Annotated in this window: 18 protein-coding genes and 1 pseudogene; 11 read left to right on the forward strand and 8 right to left on the reverse strand. The window is 57.8% G+C overall.

Annotated features, from left to right (window positions below):
• The first annotated feature begins 329 nt into the window (after positions 1–329).
• The 6 genes from QMX98_RS10965 (at position 330) to QMX98_RS10990 (ending at position 6,764) form a co-directional block, all read left to right on the forward strand.
• Positions 330–1,589, forward strand: coding sequence for a hypothetical protein (locus tag QMX98_RS10965; RefSeq protein ID WP_042561208.1), 1,260 nt, complete (start codon positions 330–332; stop codon positions 1,587–1,589).
• 22 nt (positions 1,590–1,611) lie between these two features.
• Entirely contained in the window at positions 1,612–2,469 is an 858-nt protein-coding gene (locus QMX98_RS10970) for an SH3 domain-containing protein (RefSeq protein ID WP_033896491.1), read from the forward strand.
• A gap of 9 nt (positions 2,470–2,478) precedes the next feature.
• A complete protein-coding gene (locus tag QMX98_RS10975; protein WP_042561207.1) occupies positions 2,479–4,461 on the forward strand; it encodes a hypothetical protein in 1,983 nt (660 codons plus the stop codon).
• Positions 4,462–4,472: 11 nt separating this feature from the next.
• Positions 4,473–5,684, forward strand: coding sequence for a hypothetical protein (locus QMX98_RS10980; protein ID WP_033896493.1), 1,212 nt, complete (start codon positions 4,473–4,475; stop codon positions 5,682–5,684).
• Positions 5,685–5,768: 84 nt separating this feature from the next.
• Positions 5,769–6,245 (forward strand): hypothetical protein, encoded by a 477-nt coding sequence (locus tag QMX98_RS10985; protein WP_042561206.1) that lies wholly within the window; start codon positions 5,769–5,771, stop codon positions 6,243–6,245.
• A 93-nt stretch (positions 6,246–6,338) separates the two neighbouring features.
• Positions 6,339–6,764, forward strand: coding sequence for a hypothetical protein (locus tag QMX98_RS10990; protein ID WP_042561205.1), 426 nt, complete (start codon positions 6,339–6,341; stop codon positions 6,762–6,764).
• A 127-nt stretch (positions 6,765–6,891) separates the two neighbouring features.
• Here the strand turns inward: QMX98_RS10990 and QMX98_RS10995 are convergent, their stop codons facing one another.
• Positions 6,892–7,434, reverse strand: a complete 543-nt coding sequence (locus QMX98_RS10995) for a DUF1523 family protein (protein ID WP_033896496.1) — start codon at positions 7,432–7,434, stop codon at positions 6,892–6,894.
• Between the two features lie 198 nt (positions 7,435–7,632).
• Positions 7,633–8,802 (reverse strand): lysozyme inhibitor LprI family protein, encoded by a 1,170-nt coding sequence (locus tag QMX98_RS11000; RefSeq protein WP_179294960.1) that lies wholly within the window; start codon positions 8,800–8,802, stop codon positions 7,633–7,635.
• A gap of 237 nt (positions 8,803–9,039) precedes the next feature.
• Here QMX98_RS11000 and QMX98_RS11005 point away from each other — a divergent pair, with 237 nt between their 5' ends.
• Positions 9,040–9,588 carry an antitoxin Xre/MbcA/ParS toxin-binding domain-containing protein gene (locus QMX98_RS11005; RefSeq protein ID WP_017849609.1) on the forward strand — a complete coding sequence of 183 codons (549 nt, stop codon included), beginning with the start codon at positions 9,040–9,042 and terminating at the stop codon, positions 9,586–9,588.
• 588 nt (positions 9,589–10,176) lie between these two features.
• Positions 10,177–10,419: pseudogene (locus QMX98_RS11010) on the forward strand (NrsF family protein); the annotation flags it as partial.
• A gap of 11 nt (positions 10,420–10,430) precedes the next feature.
• Here QMX98_RS11010 and QMX98_RS11015 read toward each other — a convergent pair.
• The 3 genes from QMX98_RS11015 to QMX98_RS11025 form a co-directional block, all read right to left on the reverse strand.
• The gene (locus QMX98_RS11015; RefSeq protein ID WP_282410757.1) at positions 10,431–11,321 is read right to left on the reverse strand and encodes an HD domain-containing phosphohydrolase; all 891 of its coding nucleotides are present in this window, start codon (positions 11,319–11,321) and stop codon (positions 10,431–10,433) included.
• Between the two features lie 40 nt (positions 11,322–11,361).
• Positions 11,362–13,293 carry a methyl-accepting chemotaxis protein gene (locus tag QMX98_RS11020; RefSeq protein WP_021703081.1) on the reverse strand — a complete coding sequence of 644 codons (1,932 nt, stop codon included), beginning with the start codon at positions 13,291–13,293 and terminating at the stop codon, positions 11,362–11,364.
• A gap of 206 nt (positions 13,294–13,499) precedes the next feature.
• Complete coding sequence (locus QMX98_RS11025; protein WP_021703082.1) at positions 13,500–13,772, reverse strand: DUF2282 domain-containing protein; 273 nt, start codon at positions 13,770–13,772, stop codon at positions 13,500–13,502.
• 215 nt (positions 13,773–13,987) lie between these two features.
• Here QMX98_RS11025 and QMX98_RS11030 point away from each other — a divergent pair, with 215 nt between their 5' ends.
• The gene (locus tag QMX98_RS11030; RefSeq protein ID WP_034011917.1) at positions 13,988–14,569 is read left to right on the forward strand and encodes a sigma-70 family RNA polymerase sigma factor; all 582 of its coding nucleotides are present in this window, start codon (positions 13,988–13,990) and stop codon (positions 14,567–14,569) included.
• Positions 14,556–14,690 (forward strand): hypothetical protein, encoded by a 135-nt coding sequence (locus tag QMX98_RS11035; RefSeq protein WP_282410758.1) that lies wholly within the window; start codon positions 14,556–14,558, stop codon positions 14,688–14,690. Before QMX98_RS11030 ends, QMX98_RS11035 begins: the two co-directional genes overlap by 14 nt.
• 504 nt (positions 14,691–15,194) lie before the next feature.
• On the opposite strand, the gene QMX98_RS11040 is transcribed toward QMX98_RS11035, so the two are convergent.
• Genes QMX98_RS11040 through QMX98_RS11050 form a run of 3 tightly spaced genes read right to left on the reverse strand, consistent with a single transcriptional unit; the run spans position 15,195 to position 17,336 of the window.
• Positions 15,195–15,674 carry a hypothetical protein gene (locus QMX98_RS11040; protein WP_003117290.1) on the reverse strand — a complete coding sequence of 160 codons (480 nt, stop codon included), beginning with the start codon at positions 15,672–15,674 and terminating at the stop codon, positions 15,195–15,197.
• Complete coding sequence (locus QMX98_RS11045) at positions 15,655–16,299, reverse strand: DUF6036 family nucleotidyltransferase (protein ID WP_003117289.1); 645 nt, start codon at positions 16,297–16,299, stop codon at positions 15,655–15,657. The genes QMX98_RS11040 and QMX98_RS11045 overlap by 20 nt, the downstream gene beginning before the upstream one ends.
• 38 nt (positions 16,300–16,337) lie before the next feature.
• Positions 16,338–17,336, reverse strand: coding sequence for a DNA-binding protein (locus QMX98_RS11050; protein ID WP_282410759.1), 999 nt, complete (start codon positions 17,334–17,336; stop codon positions 16,338–16,340).
• A 183-nt stretch (positions 17,337–17,519) separates the two neighbouring features.
• On the opposite strand from QMX98_RS11050, the gene QMX98_RS11055 reads away from it, so the two are divergent.
• Positions 17,520–17,882, forward strand: a complete 363-nt coding sequence (locus QMX98_RS11055) for a hypothetical protein (RefSeq protein WP_282410760.1) — start codon at positions 17,520–17,522, stop codon at positions 17,880–17,882.
• The last annotated feature ends 115 nt before the right edge of the window (positions 17,883–17,997 follow it).

A 17,997-nucleotide genomic window follows, 5' to 3' on the forward strand; every position in this document is an offset into this window, starting at 1 on the left:
GATCCCCTCATTGGGACTGATCGCATTGATGCAGTTTAACGGCTTGGCCGCCGGCGACCGCCGAGACATCCATTCTCCATTTACACACCGTCTGAAACCCAGAATTGGAACGTGCGGGAGGGAATGTTGTGCCCGGCATTGAAAGTCCTCTCAGTCCCGTTAAGTTCTGATCGTAGGTAACGAAAACATCTGCCCGGCGTTCTGCATCGGAATTCGACGGGGCATTTTGAGTGGTGCCGTCTTCTGCTAGATGGCAATATGCTACATCTATTCGCGCTCCCCCTTATCATCCAGGGCCTGGCGTTTAATTTCTGACAAGGACCCGTTGGATGCTAATCGCACTTGTTGTTTTGAACGCCCTTTATTTGATCTGCAGTCTGCTGTTCAACGCCGAGCTGCTCAACTTCGCTGGCGCTGATATCCCCCTCCGAAAACTCGAAGTCCTTGAGACGTATAGCCAGATCCTGGCGGCTACGAGCATGTGCTTGCTGGTATGGCGAATCTGCTATCGACGTTACCAAGGCAAGGGGAGGGTGCTGTGGGTTTGGCTCGCAGCATCGACACTTGTTGTCACTCCGTTGACTTGGTGGTTTCAGGGGGCCGCTCCGGATTGGATCGCCGAGCAATTCCCCGGCTCGCTACGGGTTAGCAGCCTCTACGCATACGTCACCAAAAAGGGGTTGCTTTACGACTCCCTGACTATTCCGCAGATACCCTACAAGGCCTACAAGGACCAGGGAGAGGGCAAGGCTTTCATAGCAAACCTCGGCGTTCTGATGAGTGTTCAAGGCTCCTACGTCGAGCGCATCGACAAGAACTTCCAAGGCTTTTCAGCTGCAGTTTTTCGTGGCTACACCGTCCGTAATGGAGACGCGTTATACGAGCGGCTGCAAGAAACTGTCGTGCCCTCCATCAGTGACATCAGCAGGGCGTATGCACAGCTCGAAGGTTTTCGTGCAGGGGGAATTCCGGGGAGTGAGTGGCGACCGATCAAGTGGCCGAATGCTGGGGCAGATCTGGGGTACCAGCCGACCATTGACGAGTATGCCCGGTCAATCAATCCCGGTGTGCGGACACGAGATGCGCTGGCCAACACCACCGAGGTTCGCCACATGGCGAAAACCAAGCTCGGTCCTCTCTATGTGAAGGGCATGAACCTTCTGGCTACGCGAGAGCAGTACCAGGCTTATCTGCCTGGCATTGCCGACAACATGGCCTATGACGTCGCTCACACCGACATCCACGGCGCTGAGGGTTTGAACGTCCTCAAGAATATGTGGTTTATCCCCTTCTCCCTTCTTAGCGGGTTGTTCTTCGGCGGCATCAGTCTTGTGGTCTTGATCATCTCGGGTATTGAGGCGCTTCGAAGCCTCCCCGGGCGAATTCGCTTCGTTCGACCGGTCGCCGTGATTTCGATCGTTATGCTGCCTCTCGTTGTTGGCAACGCAATTGTCGATAGCCCCGGTTATAGAGATGCGTTCAGGAGCTTGGGCAAACAGCCAGTTGTGCTTGCCACCGTTTTCCATTGGGCCATGTCCTCAGAAGCAATGCTTTACAACATCACAAGGCCTCTGCTGAAAGCAGAGTGACCTACACAAAGGGAGAGTCACCGTGCGTAAAAAGTTTCTCGTTTCAGTACTGGCATTGGCCATCGCAGCATCAACCTCTGGCTGCGCTGAGTTGGGCATCAACAAGCAACAGGCTGGTACCGCAGTGGGTGTCGTCGCTGGCGCTGTCATCGGGCAGTTCATCGGGAAAGGCAACGGACGGATCGTGGCAACCCTGGTCGGCGGTGCACTGGGCGGTTACATCGGTAACAAAATCGGTGCAAAACTCGATGAGCAGGATCAGCAGGCCCTGGCGCAACGCACGCAAGATGCTTTGAACGCCTCGCCGAGCGGGTCCAGTTTGCCTGTGTCCTGGACATCGGCGCATTCCGGCGCTTCGGCGGAGATCGTTCAGGGCCAAGAGTTCACCCAAACCAAAACGGTTGAAGTGAAACGTGCACCTAAGATCGTTGCCGTCCCTTCGATGAAACTCATTAACGAGCAGTACGTCACCAAAAGCAGTTCGAACGTCCGCGCCGCGCCTGAAAAAGGCGCAGACAAAGTGGGTGGTTTGAAACCCGGCACCGAGTTCACTGCCGTTGGTTCGACAGGCGACTGGATTCTTGTCGGCCGCAAGGGTGTCACTGTCGGCTACGTCCACAAAGATTTGGTTGAACCAAAATCAGTAGCCGTTGCGAAGAGTGTGAAGCCCGCGGCCAACCTGGACGAGATGAACGTCGCTGCCGACAAGGAAACAAAGGCCTTCGATCTGGATTCGATCCCGACGTTGCCAACTCAGCAGGTCGCTGCTGAAACGTCTTGCCGGCCGGTGACCGTGAGCCTCAAAGCGGCCGACGGAAACACTGAGCAGGAGAAGAACACCTTCTGCAAACAAGCCAACGGCACCTGGGAACTCATCTAAGGGATCTTCATGAAAAACCGCGCACTCGCTCTCGTTGTAGTGGGTGCTTGCGGCATCGCGCCGCAAGCCTGGGCTCACCAGCTCGCCTACTCGAAGACAGAACAGATCCAGGTGAACGTCGATGGTGAGGCGACCACCTGGTGCAAACCAGAAGTGGCCATCACCATGCAGCGTCCAACGTGGGATGACCAGAAGCCGCTGAACACGCTTCTATCGAAGCTCCCGTATATTCTCGGACAGGAATGCCCGACGGCCAAGGTCACCTGGAAAGCAGTCGACGCAAAGGGGGCGGTTTACGCCACCGGTGCGGGCAATGCGACCAATCTGGGCCTGGCCACGCTGACTTCACCGCCTGCCGCTCCGGCCGCTGCCGCGCCCGCTGTTTCGGTAGCCCCCGTGGCTTCTCCTCCTACGCCACCAGCAGCTGGGGCGGCTGCGTCTGTACTACCAGCCGCCGCTGCGCCTACTGAGCCTGCCGTCGCAGCGCCTGTGGCTGCTGCACCGGCCCCAGCGCCTGTAACGGCACCTGTGATACCACAACCAGCACCAGAGGCTTCACCCGCGCCAGTGCAACCGGTGCCGGTGGCTCAAGTACCTGTGACGGTTGCGCCCGTTGCCCCTGTTGCTCCTGTAGCTGCCGTGGCCACAGTACCTGTGGAGGCAGCTCCAGCCGCCGCCCCTAAGCCTGCCGCTCCAGCTGAAGCGCCGGCCGCTGTTGCCGCCGTTCCTACCGGTGACTTCGGCCGCTCATTGGTGCTGGCCAACCAGAACCTGATGGGGATTACCGACGGAAGCGGATGCAAATGGGTTATCAGTAAGTCGGTAACTGATGAGTCCGATCCAAGTCTGTCCTTTGCGTCGACACCCGCCATGCCTTGCTCTGCATCAGGCTATGCCGAGGGGTCCTTTGACAAATTGCGTTGGGCGGTACCGAACACCTATCGCGGTGATACCTGGTCAAAAACAACCGTGCACCCGAGCGGTCTGATGTTCAACCAGGCACTGGTCCCAGCGGTGAAAGGCAAGGCGCTTTCTTTCCTGAATAGCCGGGCAGACCAAGCACTCTTTCAGGTGGGTGAACTGCCTGCGCGTAACATGAAGGTGTATTTGGCCTTTGAGCGCCCCAACTACCGTGTCCTGTCGCCGTTCTCCAGTGATCCGTATTACGTAGTGATCACTGCAGATGAGGCATTTGCTCTTGATGCGGTTGAGTTGAAGCGCGCTGTGGTTGAGGTCTACCAATTGGTGAAGGCAACGTCGCCAACGACCGTCGGCCTGTCGAACCTCTTCTTCGCCAAGAACTTCGAAGCGCTTTACCCCGAGGGATACGCGTCGGAAACCAAAGACAACATTCTCAAAACGCGTATGGGCGAGAACCGTGGTGAGTTTTACTTCGATGCTCGCCAAGGCAATAACTTCGCCCTGCGTCGCGAGGAGATCCGCATGAGAGAAGTACGTCGCCTGCAGCAGCAAATGGCTGAGCTGCACACACGCGTCTTGGAGCGTTACGAACAACTCAAATCCGGGATGAAGGAATTCGAAGGTCGGGAGGCTGAAGCGCTGGCGCAGATGGCCGGTATCAAAGTCACCTTCCCATCGCCGATCGCAATGCAGGACCCGAGCTCTTCAAAGTCCGCTGTGCCGATGATGATTCACGTCACCGGAAAGAGCGGCGACTTCTACGAGGTCGACTTCCCACGTAAGGGGCGTGTACAGGCTGATGCTGAACTGGAGAGCCAGTGGTACGTGCTGCCGGCGGCAAACATGACACCCTTCCTGCCGCTCGAAGACGGTCGCGCCGTTCCTACGTATCGCGTGTATACCGCTGGCGCGGCTGAGGCCTGCAAGCAAGACCACTGTGCTGACAGAGTGTCATTTGGTGCCGTACTGGCCAAGGAATTTCCTAGCGCCGGGATCGACTTCAACTGGACGCCTGCAGTCTCTCAGCAGCACGTGATTGATTGGCAGCAAGCATCTGCTCAAATTCAGTAAGGCAACCGACTATGAAAACGATGAACAAGAAGCACATCCTCATCGCCGCTGCGGTCGCCGGTATTGCGATTCTTGCGGCTGGTGTGGGGTTATCGAGCTCCGGCAAGAAGCAAGCGCTGCGTCAGTACGATGAGATGAAGGAACAGTACTTCCTCGAGAACGTCCTGAGCGAGGGAGATATTTCCTATTCCTTCTGGTCGGGAAACGTCACCGTTGAAACACCAGAAATCCGCCTGGTTGCAGCAGAGACCAACGGCGCAGATAAATTCCTGAAAGGGATTATGGGGCTGCTCGGTGGAATGGACTCCGGGGCAAAAGAGTCTGCCCTGGTCGAATGGTCACGGTATCTGCTTTCGTCCAGTACTGGTGGCGGTCGTGCCGGTGGCGTTTACTTGAAGGCCGACGCCCTCAAGGTTAGCCGCGAAGGTGATAACAAGAAGGGCGAGATTCATGTCCAATTGTTGGGCATGGACATGAGTACTCCTTACCTGTCGCACAAAGGCACAGATGTGGTCCTGCCTTCGGAAGTAGCGGATGAGATCCAGCCGCGCGCGGAGATGGATCAGTACGGAGGCGTGGTCAAGTCGCCCTACTCGTGGGGTAGCAATATCGTCCAACGTCTGCCGTTCACTGGTGCATTTATCACCGGCGCTACAGGGGAGTTCGGCACCAAAGTTGACTTGGACTTCAAGCTCACGCGCTCCAGCGACGGCGAAGGCTCGGTCGAGTTTGTAGTGGTGCATCGTAATGACGGCAGCGAAGTTGGCCGGATTGTGCGCGAGGCTAAATTTGCGTCCATCCCAGAGCTTGACGATGTCCAGGCGCAACTCAAGAGCGCGCTAAGTGGCTTCATCATGGGGGCTTACAGTACGTCCATGGGCCAGGCCGTAATTGCGGAAGCCGCAGGTGACTTTGCTCGTAAGACCAAGGTGGCCAGCTACTCGCTGACCTACAAGGGCTTCGACCAGTTAAAGGAGTCGTTCGACGAATTCAAGGCCGCTACCAAGCGTGAGGAGTTCACCGGCTTTTGCAATGAAACAGGCCTATCAGGTTATCAGAGTGACTTTGGAGTCAAGGGCAAGGATCACAGCGATTCGGAGTGCGCGATCGCTCAAAAGCTGGCCACCGATGCCAAGTTTGAAGAGTCCTACATTTTCAAGGAAGACAAGTCGTTATTTTCCGGCCTGTTCGTGAGCAAAAGCTTCACGCTTGAGACGAACTGATCACCACATTTCCTAGAGCCTGGAGTGCGGTCCGCCGTACTCCACGGTCACCTAAAAAAATCTCAAGACAAAGGCAGGCATTTCATGACGAACGTTTCCAAATGGGCAATCACGGCGCTCTGCTCGGTGCTGCTGGCCGGTTGCGGTTCAAGCCAGGACAAAGCTGAAGAACTGGTCAAGTTGATGGGCATGGACGTCCAATACAAGATGGTAGTGCAAGTCGCCACGTCGGGTTATGCATCCAAATATCGCGAAGTCGCGCCAGAAAAAATCAAGGCCGTGATCGAGGACAACATTTCCCAGGACCTACTGAAAGACACCCTGGTCCAGGTCTACGCAGATCACTTTGATGCCGACGAACTCGAATTGATGATCGAGGCCAGCAAGCATCCGGATCAGGCGATGAAAATTATCATGGGCTCTAAGGACGGCATGAAATTGGCCAAGAAAACCATGGAAGTCCAGGTTGATCTACAGCGTGATATGGCCAAAGCGTTCGAGGATCGTGATGAAGACATCGTGGACGAGTTGGACGACCTTCAGAAAGAAGCTCGCGGCTGATCTGTCATTTGCCTTCTTGTGCCCGAACCACGGTTATCGAGGCGGCAATTACGAACAGTTTCAGGTAGCGTTTGGCAATTAATGGAGGGTGGGATGAGGCTATTTTTGGTAATGCTGCTGGCGCTCAGCGGCTTCGCTCACGCCGGTTGCGGCAGCATCAACAACGACGATCAACGCGCCTACTGCTACGTCAAAGAAGGGAATGGGAGTTGCGCGAGCATTAAGGACGACGATCTGCGCGCTACCTGCTATGTGGAGGCCGGCAATGGCAGTTGTGCGAGTATCCGTGATGATGACAAGCGCAAATACTGCTACGTGAAAGAGGGCAACGGAAGCTGTGCAAGCATCAACAATGACGACTTGCGTAACGCCTGCTACGTCGAAACAGGCAACGGCAGTTGCGCGAGTATCCGCGACGACGACCAGCGATACCTGTGCTACGCCAAGACTGGCAATGGCAGTTGCGGGAGCATCAAAAACGATGACATGCGACGTCAGTGTGAAATGGTAAAGCGCTGACTGGCTTGCTTTAGCCTAGCCGTAACAAGGAATCGCACCTACAAAAAAATGCCAGTCAGGTAACTGACTGGCATTCATTCTGCGGTTAACGAATCTTCCAAGCTGAAAAGGCGGGTGGTTCAACTGTTCAACCCAGTACTTCGCCCCTGGTCTTGCGCTTGAATCGCCGGCGCATGAAAAACACCACAAACAAAATCAGTAGCGTGCCTACGCTGAGGAAGATCGTGTTGAACCAAGGAAACGGCTCTTCGCGACTGTTTGTGGCTTCGATGTCTGTGATGTTTGGGAACACGGACAAGATTTGAATGCGCCAGCCGTAGTAACGGATCAGCGCCAGTTGCTGGGCATCTCGTGAGTAACCCTGAGCCTTTGCCTGAACGTCGGCCGAATCAAACTTGAAGTACCACGGAAAACTCCAGCCGGTGTCGTCGTTTCGGTAAACTTTTACCACTTTCGATGTTGGGTGTTCAGTGTTAATGAAATACACGTCCCGGGTCGGGCCGTCGGCCGGGTTTTCAGCATTGATGACGCCGTCATCGTCCACACGTTTTACCTCAACGCCGGTGATGGCCACCACGTCGTACTGCGGCAAAACATAAAACAGACCCAGTCCCGCACCAGTGATTACGAGCAAGAATGCGCCGACAATCACCCCTTTAATCCACTTCATTTATGTGCTCCATTTTGATCGTCGAATTCTGCCCCAATTTGATCTTGGGTATTCACCTTTGACCGCTGGGGTGCTACTAAACTTGGTTAGCAAATGTGTAGGTGCTGCAGTGATAGTAACGTGGCACAAAAAAAGCCCAGGAAATCTCCCGGGCTACTTGTTTACTAAAGCACGCGATCGCGTTCCGATCGCCCTGGCTTATGCAGGTGCTGTATCAAATTCCAGGCATTCGGAAAGTGAGGTGAACTCAGGTCGCCGGCAGACCCAGGCAGTAAAAGCGGTGTAAGCCACCGACAAGCCTGTGATCAGAGCCATCGTTTGCTTCTTCTCTCGACTGTTTCTAGCAGCAGCACGCGCTTGGGATTCACCTTTGCGTCTGGCACTGTTCGAAAAGAGAGACGCGATCAGCATTCCAATCAACGCGTAGAACACTGTGATGAGAGTGAGCTTGGCAACAATAACTAGGGTGATACTCAGAGCTCCCTGGTTTGTCCGGAAGGTCGCGAATACGGCATATGCAATGGCCAAGATAATCCCGGTACCCAACGCTATCCCTGAGACCAAGCCAGGCATTTCAAGCCAGCGAAGGATCAGAGCCGCAACCGCTCCGATCGCGGGCAGCGCATTCGTGATCGCAGCATCGGTGTAGTCGGTGTAGATCGTGGCAGCCTCTGTGTGGTGTCTCCAGATCGCCAGGCAGGTGATCAAAGATCCTATCAAGAGCGTGTATTTCCATGCCGGGCCTGCCCAGAAGGCCTGCCACATGCGTAGCACTGCTGGTTTCCCAGCTACAGGCTGAGCAGGGCGCACTTGCTGTGCCGAAAACACATTGGCTGGGCTCTGAGAGGAGGGCGCCGGTTGCACACTTTGTGATTGTGTTTGAGCCACCTGGTGCGGCTGAGCAGATTGCTGTTTTTGTTGACGGAATTGTTCCTGAGCGATCCGGTACTGCTGATCTCTTTGTGAGTTGGCAAGATCCTCTGCCTGGCGCTGAGCTTCATACTCATCCTTGCGCAGCTTCTCTTCTGCAGCGTATGCCTTACTTTTTTCAACGCGTGAGTAACTATCCAGAAAGGTGACACGAGCTCCCAAGGTTTGATCGAGACACTTCTGGGTGGTGCACTGGTCTCGCACCGATAGCCATTCGCGTTGTGATTGCCGTAGCTCATCCGGGTGTTCCGTTTCAGCGAGGGCTTTTTGATAGGAGCGCGCCAGAATGCTGTCGACGCCACTCAGATAGCCGTCATTACAGATGCTGGATTCCGCAAAATTTGCGGCCTTAGAACAATCAAAGCTTGCTGCTATTGAGTTACAGGCCACTAATGCCAGCGTAAATGCGAGAGCGTTGCGAAACATCATCCGGTTCATCCCTAATTCCGTTATCCAGTGCCCAGCAGGGCATAGTGGTTATCGGCCGGGCATGTGAATACGTGAGGAGAACCTGCATGCTCGTGTGGACGCGTCAGTTGAAGTCTTGAGCAGCAACATTTCCTTCCCGGGGAATTTTTGTTGTCAGATGCCGACGTTGACAGGGCTGTACTACCAGCCCATATTTCCTAGAAGAACGTCACCCGTCGTGGAACATGGCCGGTCAAGAGGCGACCTATGTTGGCTGAATTGCTGCCTAAACCGGTGTACCGTCACTACCGACGTCATCTTGGAGTTTCACTTCAAATTGGCGTAGGGGCATCAGAGCAAGAGAACCACGAGATTATCGCGGCAGGATTCGCAGCCGAGAGATTCAAATTGCTTAGCGAATCTGGCGTGTACGACGCAGTCGCCCTTGAAAAGATTATGCCGGTTGGGACCCTTAACGCCCGATTGGCTCGCCGACAACGCTTAAATCTGGACGAGAGTGATCGGTTGTTCCGACTTGCACATGTGACAGCAATGGCAGAGGCGCTGTTCGGAGACGTCAAAAAAGCCCAGCGCTGGCTGAGCAAGCCTAAGCAACGTTTTGCCAAGGAACAGCCCCTCGCACTGTTATCCACTACCCAGGGCACTCGGATGGTCGAGAAACTGCTGATTCAGGTTTGCCGAGGGGATGGTCTTATAACGGGTGCACTGATCTTTGGTGGCAAGTCGATGAGCCACGCTACATCGGTTTTACAGAAACCAACTCTACAAGGCGGTAATTCTTCCTGGCCGCTTTGATCGCTTTCTGTTCTGCGAGACGCGTACTGAGCGTATCCTCCTCATGGACCATTGTGTGCTTCCTACCCTCAAACTCATTACCGACCCGCAGCGTGACCCTTAACACGGGGGTGAACGCTTTCACCGATCTTCTTTTTCTCCGCAGCCTTCACTGGCTGGATGTTCGAGTTATCCGAAAGATTGTCATGTTCATGTAAGGCATGAGTCTGCGCAAGTGGCTGCACCGCCAAACAGCGCTCGGCGCATATCTGCTTCAGTGAGGTCGTGATTTTTGTATATAGCCTCGGCGTAGGTTTGAACTCGCCGCTAGTGCTTGGCTCGGCCGCAAATTGTCGTAATTCTCATCGGCTTCGGCACTGCCTTTTCAAAGGCACGTTTGCATTCACCCAAATAAAACTGTCAATGTTTGGAGGCGTTAAGAATCTGAGGCCGGATGCCTCTGTCAATCCTCCACTTTTGGCGTTCCTGATGCGTCAATATCAGGCGCAAACATTGACTGTCAATGAGCAGTTCACTGACTCAGTGGTAAAGCCCAATCTTGCAGGCCTACTGCTGTGTCAATGGTTAGAGACGTAGCTGATACGGGTGATCCTGCTGCTCTCGCTCCCCGGTATCGTTGCCTTTTCCTGGGCGCTGCGCGGCCTGGCGCCCACCCGGCTGCCCCTGGCCGGGGCGGGTGCCGGTGCATTGGCCGGTACGCTGGCCACCCTGGTCTATTGCCTGCACTGCCCGGAAATGACCGTGCCGTTCTGGGGCGTCTGGTATGTGCTGGGCATGGCCCTGCCCACCGCATTGGGGGCGTTGCTGGGGCGTTGTGTGTTGCGCTGGTAGGGGCTGTCGGCTCAGGCCGGGCCACGGGCCGGGCTGAATTGCCGGGCCAGGCGGGCGAGCAGGTCGGTATCGGGTTGGGGCGCAAGGTCGTCCGCGCTGCCGGTTTGCCCGGTTGCACGCAGTGCCAGGGCAGCGTCCGGGGTGGGGCGAACCAACTCGTAGCCGCTGGCGCACGAAGGGCAGAAGACATGATCGCCCTCGACGTGAGCCTGCTGTAGGACCACGGTAGGGCCGCACATCGCGCAGCGACGCAGGGGAATGCCCGCGTCGGTATGCCCCATTACGGCGTCGAGCAGGCCCTCGTGCCCCAGTTCGATGAACAGGCGGCCATAGTGCGTATTGAACTGCGTGCCGAGGTTCTGACCGATGATGCCCAGCGCCCTGTCCAGCGGCATGCCCGGGCGGTAGGCGCGGGAGCTGGTCATGGCGTCGAAGGCGTCACAGATACCGGTAATGGCGGCCATCGTGGAAATATCCGCTGCGCCGAGCCCGTGGGGATAACCGCTGCCGTCTGGGGTTTCGCGGTGCGAGGCCACGGCATCCATCACCAGCGCGGCTATCGGATGGGTTTCGAGCATGCGCCGGCCGATTTCCGGGTGCGTGCGGATCACCGCGTATTCGTCATCGTTCAGCGGGCCGGGCTTTCTCAATATGGCATCCGGGATGCCGACCTTGCCCAGGTCGTGAACGAAACCACCCAGGGCAAGGCGCGCCACCTCCGCTGGTGCGAAGCCGCTTTTTTCGGCCAGCAGCGCACAGTATTGGGCAACGCGCCAGAGATGGCCGCCGGTGTAGGGATCGCGGGCTTCCACGACCCAGGCCAGCGTCAGCAGGCTGGACAGCAAGGCTTCGTCGATGACAGGGCGCGCGGGGCGCTTGCCCAGCAAGTGGAGAATGTTCATAGGCGTTCCTTGGTCGGGCCGTATGGTTTCAGTCGAATGCCTAGAACGTGAAGTGCCGTATCAGCTCGTTCAGTTCTGCGCCCAGGCTGGAGAGCTCCTGGCTGGCCGAGGCGATGCGAGCACCCGCCTTGGTCGAGTTTTCGGTGATGCTGCGCACGGTGGTGATGTTTTCGTTGATATGCTCGGAAAGCTGTGTCTGCCGGTCTGCGGCGACGACGATCTGTTGGTTGGCCGCCTGGATCGACGCCACCGACTCACGGATTTCCTCGAGTACATGCCCGGCGCTGTGCGCAAGCTGCACGCTGGTGTGGCTCATGCTTTCGCTGCGCTCCATCAGCGTGGTGGCTTCCTGGGTGCCGGTGTGCAGGGCATGGACCAGCGCTTCGATTTCCCGCGTGGAACTCTGGGTGCGCTGCGCCAGCGCCCGCACTTCATCGGCGACCACGGCGAACCCGCGCCCCGATTCACCGGCGCGGGCGGCTTCGATTGCGGCATTGAGCGCCAGCAGGTTGGTCTTGTCGGCGACGTCACGAATCACGTTGAGTACACCACTGATGCGCTCGCCATCATGGCGCAGGCGGGCCATGGCCTGGTTGCACACCTGCACATTGCTGGCCAGGGCTTCGAATTGCTCGACCGCTTCTCTGATGACCCGGTCGCCCTCGACGCTGCGGGCTTCGGTGGTGATCGCCAACTGTGAGGCCTGGCGCGCGTCCTCGGCCACATGCCGGGCGCTGGCGACCATTTCGCCCATGGCCGTCGCCACCTGTTCGGTCTGGTGGCGCTGGTCGCTGAGCCCGGCACTGCTGCGGGTCGCCACGCCCGACAGGTCGGTCGCCGATACCGTCAGGCGTTCGGTGCTCGCACCGATATGGCCTATGATCTGCCTGAGATGACGCGCCATTTCCCGCATGGCATCCATCAACTGACCCAGTTCATCGTGCAGGCGATGGTCCAGGTTGCCGGTGAGGTCCCCGGCGGCGATGTGCCGTGCCAGGGCCAGGGCCCGATGCAGTTGCGGCACGATCTGCCGGGTGATCAGCCAGGCGGCGCCGAGGCCCAGCAGCAATGCCAGTGCCTGGGCCACCAGCAGTTCGCCATGGGCGGAGCGCACATCGGTATCGCGCCCCTGCACCTGTTGCTGGTAGGCGATCGTGGCGAGTCGTTGCAGCTCCTCGGAGTGTGCGAGCAGGGTCTGCTTCACCGATTCGCTCTGGCTCACGCTGCTTTGCAACTCCTTTACCCGGTCCTGGTAGGCCAGCACGGCCCGCAACCCTTCCACCAGTTGCGCCTGCAGGGTGTCGTTGGGTAGCCGCTCCCACAGTTCATTGCCGCGATTGCGTATGCTGTCGGCGGTCTGGGCCACCCGCTGTTCGCCTTCGGCTGTGGGGCGGGCGATGTAGCTCTGGACCTGCTCGCGCAGCCGGGAAATGATGGTTTCGAGCTCAACGATCATGCGCGCCCGCTCGATGCTCTGCGGGTCGCCGCCCGGCAGCAGGTCAAACAGTGCCTGGCGGACATTGCCGAAGTGCTGCTCGATGGCCTCGATGGCGGGGAGCATGGCCTTTTCTGCGCTTGTCGCCTGGTGGCGTGCCGTTACCAGCTTGTCGAATGCTTGTTCGTAGTCTCCCGCCACGGCGCTGATGTGATCCAGGGTTTCGCTGGCCTCGGGGCCCAGGCTGGCGCGGATTTCATTCACCCGCGCACCCAGCTTCTCGACCTCGCGGGTGTAGGCCTGGGCAGCACTGCTCTGGCCATTGCGGTCGAATTCGTTTTCCTTGAGGCGAACCGCCGCGATCAGGGTGGCGAGAGAGGCACTCTCGACCAGCGCTTCGCTGCGGTCGGTCAATTGATTGATGCTGCGCAGGGCGATCCCGGACAGCGTGATCGATAGCAGTAGCACCGCGCCAAAGCCCAGGGTCAATTTGCCATGGACTGACTTACCGAAGAACCGACCCACTACGGCGAACATGCTGAACGCTCCCTGATCGTTGAAACGGCCTGGCGCGTTGCCTGTCGTATCGGCAAGGCGTCAGGGAATACACAACGTTGGTGCTTGCATCCCGCCGGGCTGCGGCCTGCATGGGCGCAGCGTGGTGACGGGCAGGCGGTGCTAAAGCGGTGCGCCGGCCACGCCACGCATCGGTGCCGTGCGGGCGTGGTCGGCAACCCCGTGGGTCAGGACTTGATCGGCGTGAGCGAACCCATGCCCTTGGGGGTCTTGATCGAGGTGCAGGTGCCTGCCGGGACGTTCTTCCAGGCATTGCCCTGGTAGTCGACCTTGGAGGTGCCGGCGCAACTGGTGCCGGCACCGGCGGCGCAGTCGTTCTTGCCGGCCAGGGACACGCCGTAGCATTTTTCCACGCTTGGCGTGGCCTGGTTGTCGGCCATGGCGGTGGATGCAATGGAGGCGAGGGCGAGTGCGGCGGTAGCGAGGGCGATGCTTTTCATGGCATATCTCCGTAATGGACTGGATGGCCGTCAGCTCGGTGTGACGGTCCGACAGGTAATTCGTCGTAGCAGTCGATACGGTTACAGCGCGGCAGAAAAATGTTGAGATTTCTTTCGGTGCACCTGCGCCGATTGAAACCTTTGGCGTTGCGGCCGATATGATGCAGTCTGGGCTCAATGAAAAATATCCACCTGCGGTGTAACTAAGGCGGCCAATGGAGCGAACTACAAGCTATGAGGTCATGGCCACGCGCGAAGAGCGCCTGCAGTCATTGCTTCTGGGTGGGTTGGCTGGCGACGAGGCCGCATACCGCGAATTCCTCACCGCGCTCAGTTCGCACCTGCGCGGTTTCCTTCGCCGACGCCTGGCGCAGCGCCCGGGAGAGGTCGAGGACCTGTTGCAAGAGGTACTGCTGGCCGTGCACAACGCAAGGCACACCTATCGCGCCGAACAGCCGCTGACCGTGTGGGTGCAGGCGATCGCCCGCTACAAGCTGGCCGATCACTTCCGTGCGTTCGCCCGCCGCGATGCGCTGTCCGATTCGCTGGACGAAGACATGTTCGAGGTGGAGGATAGCCGCCCGGCGGAGGCCCGGCGTGATCTGGGCAAGCTGTTACAGCACCTGCCCGAGCGTCAGCGTCTGCCCATCATTCATGTGAAACTGGAAGGCCGTTCGGTAGAGGAAACGGCTCAACTGACCGGTCTTTCCAGTTCTGCGGTCAAGGTAGGTATCCATCGCGGCCTGAAAGCGCTGGCGATGGTGATCAGAGGTAAACAGAGCCATGAAAACGGATGACCTGATTTCCATGCTTGCTGCGGGTGAGCCTGCAATGGACAGGCTGGCCATGGCCAAGCGTTTCGCCCTGGCACTGCTCGTCGGCGGTGTCGCGGCAGTTGTGGGGGTCATGCCGAGATAAAGGAAAATTAGGACATACGCGCTGCAACTGATTGTATTTAAATATCTTTCTAGCGTCGCTAAGTTACTCAGGATGGGCTTTATAGGATTTTATAGTCAATTATAGAATCGGCTCTGAACGCCTGATTGAAGTTATGCCGAGGTAAGGGGGGAATCAGGGGTATGCCGAGATGAGGCAAAAATTAGTGCATTCGTTCTGTAACTTGCTGTATTTAAACGAACAGAATGGAAGTCCTGCTCAAGCGAAGGCGCGCTTAGCGCAATGGCTTCAGCCTGATACCGCTGAGGATCAGTTCGGCCTGCTGCGAATTAAGTAGGCCGATCTGGAGTTGGCAAAGGCACCGGGGTGTCGGTATCAAGGCTCTGAGCCCAGGTCTCGACCAATGCGTGATCGATCACCAAACCCTCGCTCACGTCGGCTAATGCCTCGCGTGTTAGATCAGCGAGTCGTTGGTCGTCATTTGTTGAGTTGGCCATTCCGCGTCCATTTTGCCGTGCCCTGCTGCTAGCTTACGGGCGTTGGCTCTGAATAGCCCGTCTTCACGCCCTGGGTGGCGGCGTAATGGCGGGTTTGGAAAGCCAGGACATCCTGCATCTGCTTGCTGACGTCCTCTTCAAGCCCCCATTCATAGGCCAGCTTGTCGAGTTGGTAGCGAGAGACAAGCTGGGTCGCACGAGGTGAGCGTTCTGCTGGTTTCAGGTTCGACCAACTGCTGACAAAGCCTTTTAGGCGCGCGGCTTTGTCCGTTGATACACAGGGAAAGCGACGCAGCAGGTCGACGAGATAGAGGGCACGCAGCTTCTGTTCAGGCTCGCGCAGCTTGCTTGCCACTTCACGCTGCAGTACTGGCACGAGGTCGCGCTCTTCGTACCACAACTGCTTGGCAAGCTCCACAAGAGCATCGGACGCAACTTGGCTAAGACGCTGCTGGGTGACAGTCTCCAGGAGCGTGCCAAAGCTTTGTTTACGATCCAGACGTGGCATCTCGCCCATCCTCCAGGTACTTCGCTATGACCAGTTTCAGGCAGCCTAGCATTGCGCTTCGGTTGCCCACGGCATAATCGATTGCCTCTGTTGCCAGTGTAACAAACTGGCCGACATCGACACGGCCACATTCGATGAGCTGTTCGATATCATATTGATCGTTTTCCGTAAAGCGGCCGAGCTTGGAGATGGCCAGATCCACGCCGGCGGCAACGAAGATATGCAGCGGCTGCTCACCCTCGAAACCCTCCATCGGGATGGCGCGCTCGCGGTAGTCCTCGTGCAGTGGCCCGAGGGCATTGGTGTAGTTCTGGTCCAGGTACACCTGCAAGTCGCGGCCGTCGCCGTCCTCATAACCCTCTGGCGGTGTGTAGACGGCCATGATCTCGTCCTTACGCAGCACGCGGGCCGCCTCGATCTCCGCATCGATGTCCGCACTACCACGCGCATGGGTGAGCAGGTGCACCGCGCAGCCGCCGAAGACGAAGACTTTGAGCGAGCCTGGCGGATTGCCATCCAGTAGCGGCAAGGCCCGGGCGAACAGATTACCAATGGCCTGGCCCAGTGGCGTAGTCAAACGGACAGGTTCCGCAGCCCCCTCATTGGTAGTCTCAAGTAGTGTCATCTTCACCTCCGCTCAGCGCATAGGCTCAGTGTGCCGGTTCATGTGCTACATGCGCCATCGCTGTTCGCAAGCGGTGCCCCGAGTAGCTTCAGCTGTGTAGTGGCTTCGACCAAGCGCTTCTGCAGGCCCTGCGTCTGCTGCGCCTGAAGCGCGGAGGCTTCGCTCAGCCGGGACACCTCCTCCTGCAATGTGCGACAACGCTGATCAAGGGCTTCATTCGTGCGTTCGGAGCCGGCCAGCGTGCTCTGCAGAGCCTCCAGGGCCTGAGTTTTCTGCGCCACTAGCTGTTGCTGTGCATGTCGCTCTTTTTGCAACTGCCGCGCCTCGGTGAGCAAGCGTGCATTGTCGCGGTTCAGTTGCGTCAGCTCGTCCTGCTTGATTATCAAGGTCTGCTGCAGTTGCCGCAGTTCTAGTTGCAGTTGTTGTACCTGCGACTCGTGTCGGCGTTGTTCCTGCTCACGCTGTTCCTTGCTGGCCTGTCGGTAGTGCTCCAGGGTGTCGCGCGCATGTCGGTGTTTTTCCTCCAGCGAGTGGATCTGTGCGTCGCGATCCTTGTGCCGCTCCTCGAGGTCACGATTAGCCTGCTGTAGGCGGGCGTTCTCGATCTCGGCCTGTTGCCGTTGCTCGCGTGCCTGCTGCAACTCGTGATGAGTGGTCTGAAGCCGTTCCGCGTCGAGCGCGGTCTGGCCTTCCAGTTGTTGGATGCGGCTTTCGGCCTGTCGAAACCGATGCTGGTAATCGAGCCGTTCGCGGGTCAGTTGTTCGCGCTCCAGGGCCACCGCGGCCTGCGCCTCCTCCTCTAGCTGATCTGCCAGTTGGCTGACCAGATTGGCCAGCTGTTCGCTGAGCGGGATCGAAGCCGCATCCCGGCCGCGCTCGGCGTCTTCGAGCTCTTTCAGGTAGCGGTGAATGGTGGTCTTTGAACCGGTGTTGCCCAGCTCGATGCGCACCGCATCAATACTGGGGTGGGCGCTGCGGGCGAGGAGGGCATGCCTGGCTTTCTGCACGACAGCTTTGTTGATTCCACCACGGGCCATGACGGAGCCTCCTAACGATTTCGTTCTGTGGTACATACCATGTAGATACATAGCACTTTATCAAGAATTTCCCTTATTTTCTACCAATAATCTAGAATTGGGTAATCATGAATTATTTAATCAGATGGGCAAAAACGGTCGCTTGACAACCGTTTTCCAGTACACAAAGGGCAATCTCGGGCGATGAAGGATGTCGGTCGCTATCTGCAAGCCGGTACGCGGGAAAACACTCGCCGCAGTTACCAATCGGCCATCGAGCACTTCGAAGTGACTTGGTGCGGCTTCCTGCCCGCCACCAGCGACAGCATCGTGCGCTACCTGGTGGACTACGCCGACACCCTAAGCCTTAGCACGCTCAAACAGCGCCTGGCCGCCCTGGCCCAGTGGCATATCGCCCAGGGCTTTCCTGATCCGACCAAGACGCCCACGGTGCGACAGGTGCTCAAAGGCATCCGCACATTGCATCCGGCGCAAACGAAGCAGGCTGCACCGTTGCAGTTGCAACACCTGGAGCAGGCGGTTCACTGGCTGAATCAGGGGATGTAAGCCGGAACCCCAGAAATTTCCGTCACCCTAGTTGGGTGGGCTCAACACTCGTGTCACCAGCTACCTTCTGGAGAATCGAGCTCGGCCATCCCTCCCTGGACGGGCATCGCTCGAC

The sequence above is a fragment of the Pseudomonas sp. PS02303 genome (genome assembly GCF_029959925.1).
GTDB lineage: Bacteria > Pseudomonadota > Gammaproteobacteria > Pseudomonadales > Pseudomonadaceae > Aquipseudomonas > Aquipseudomonas mandelii.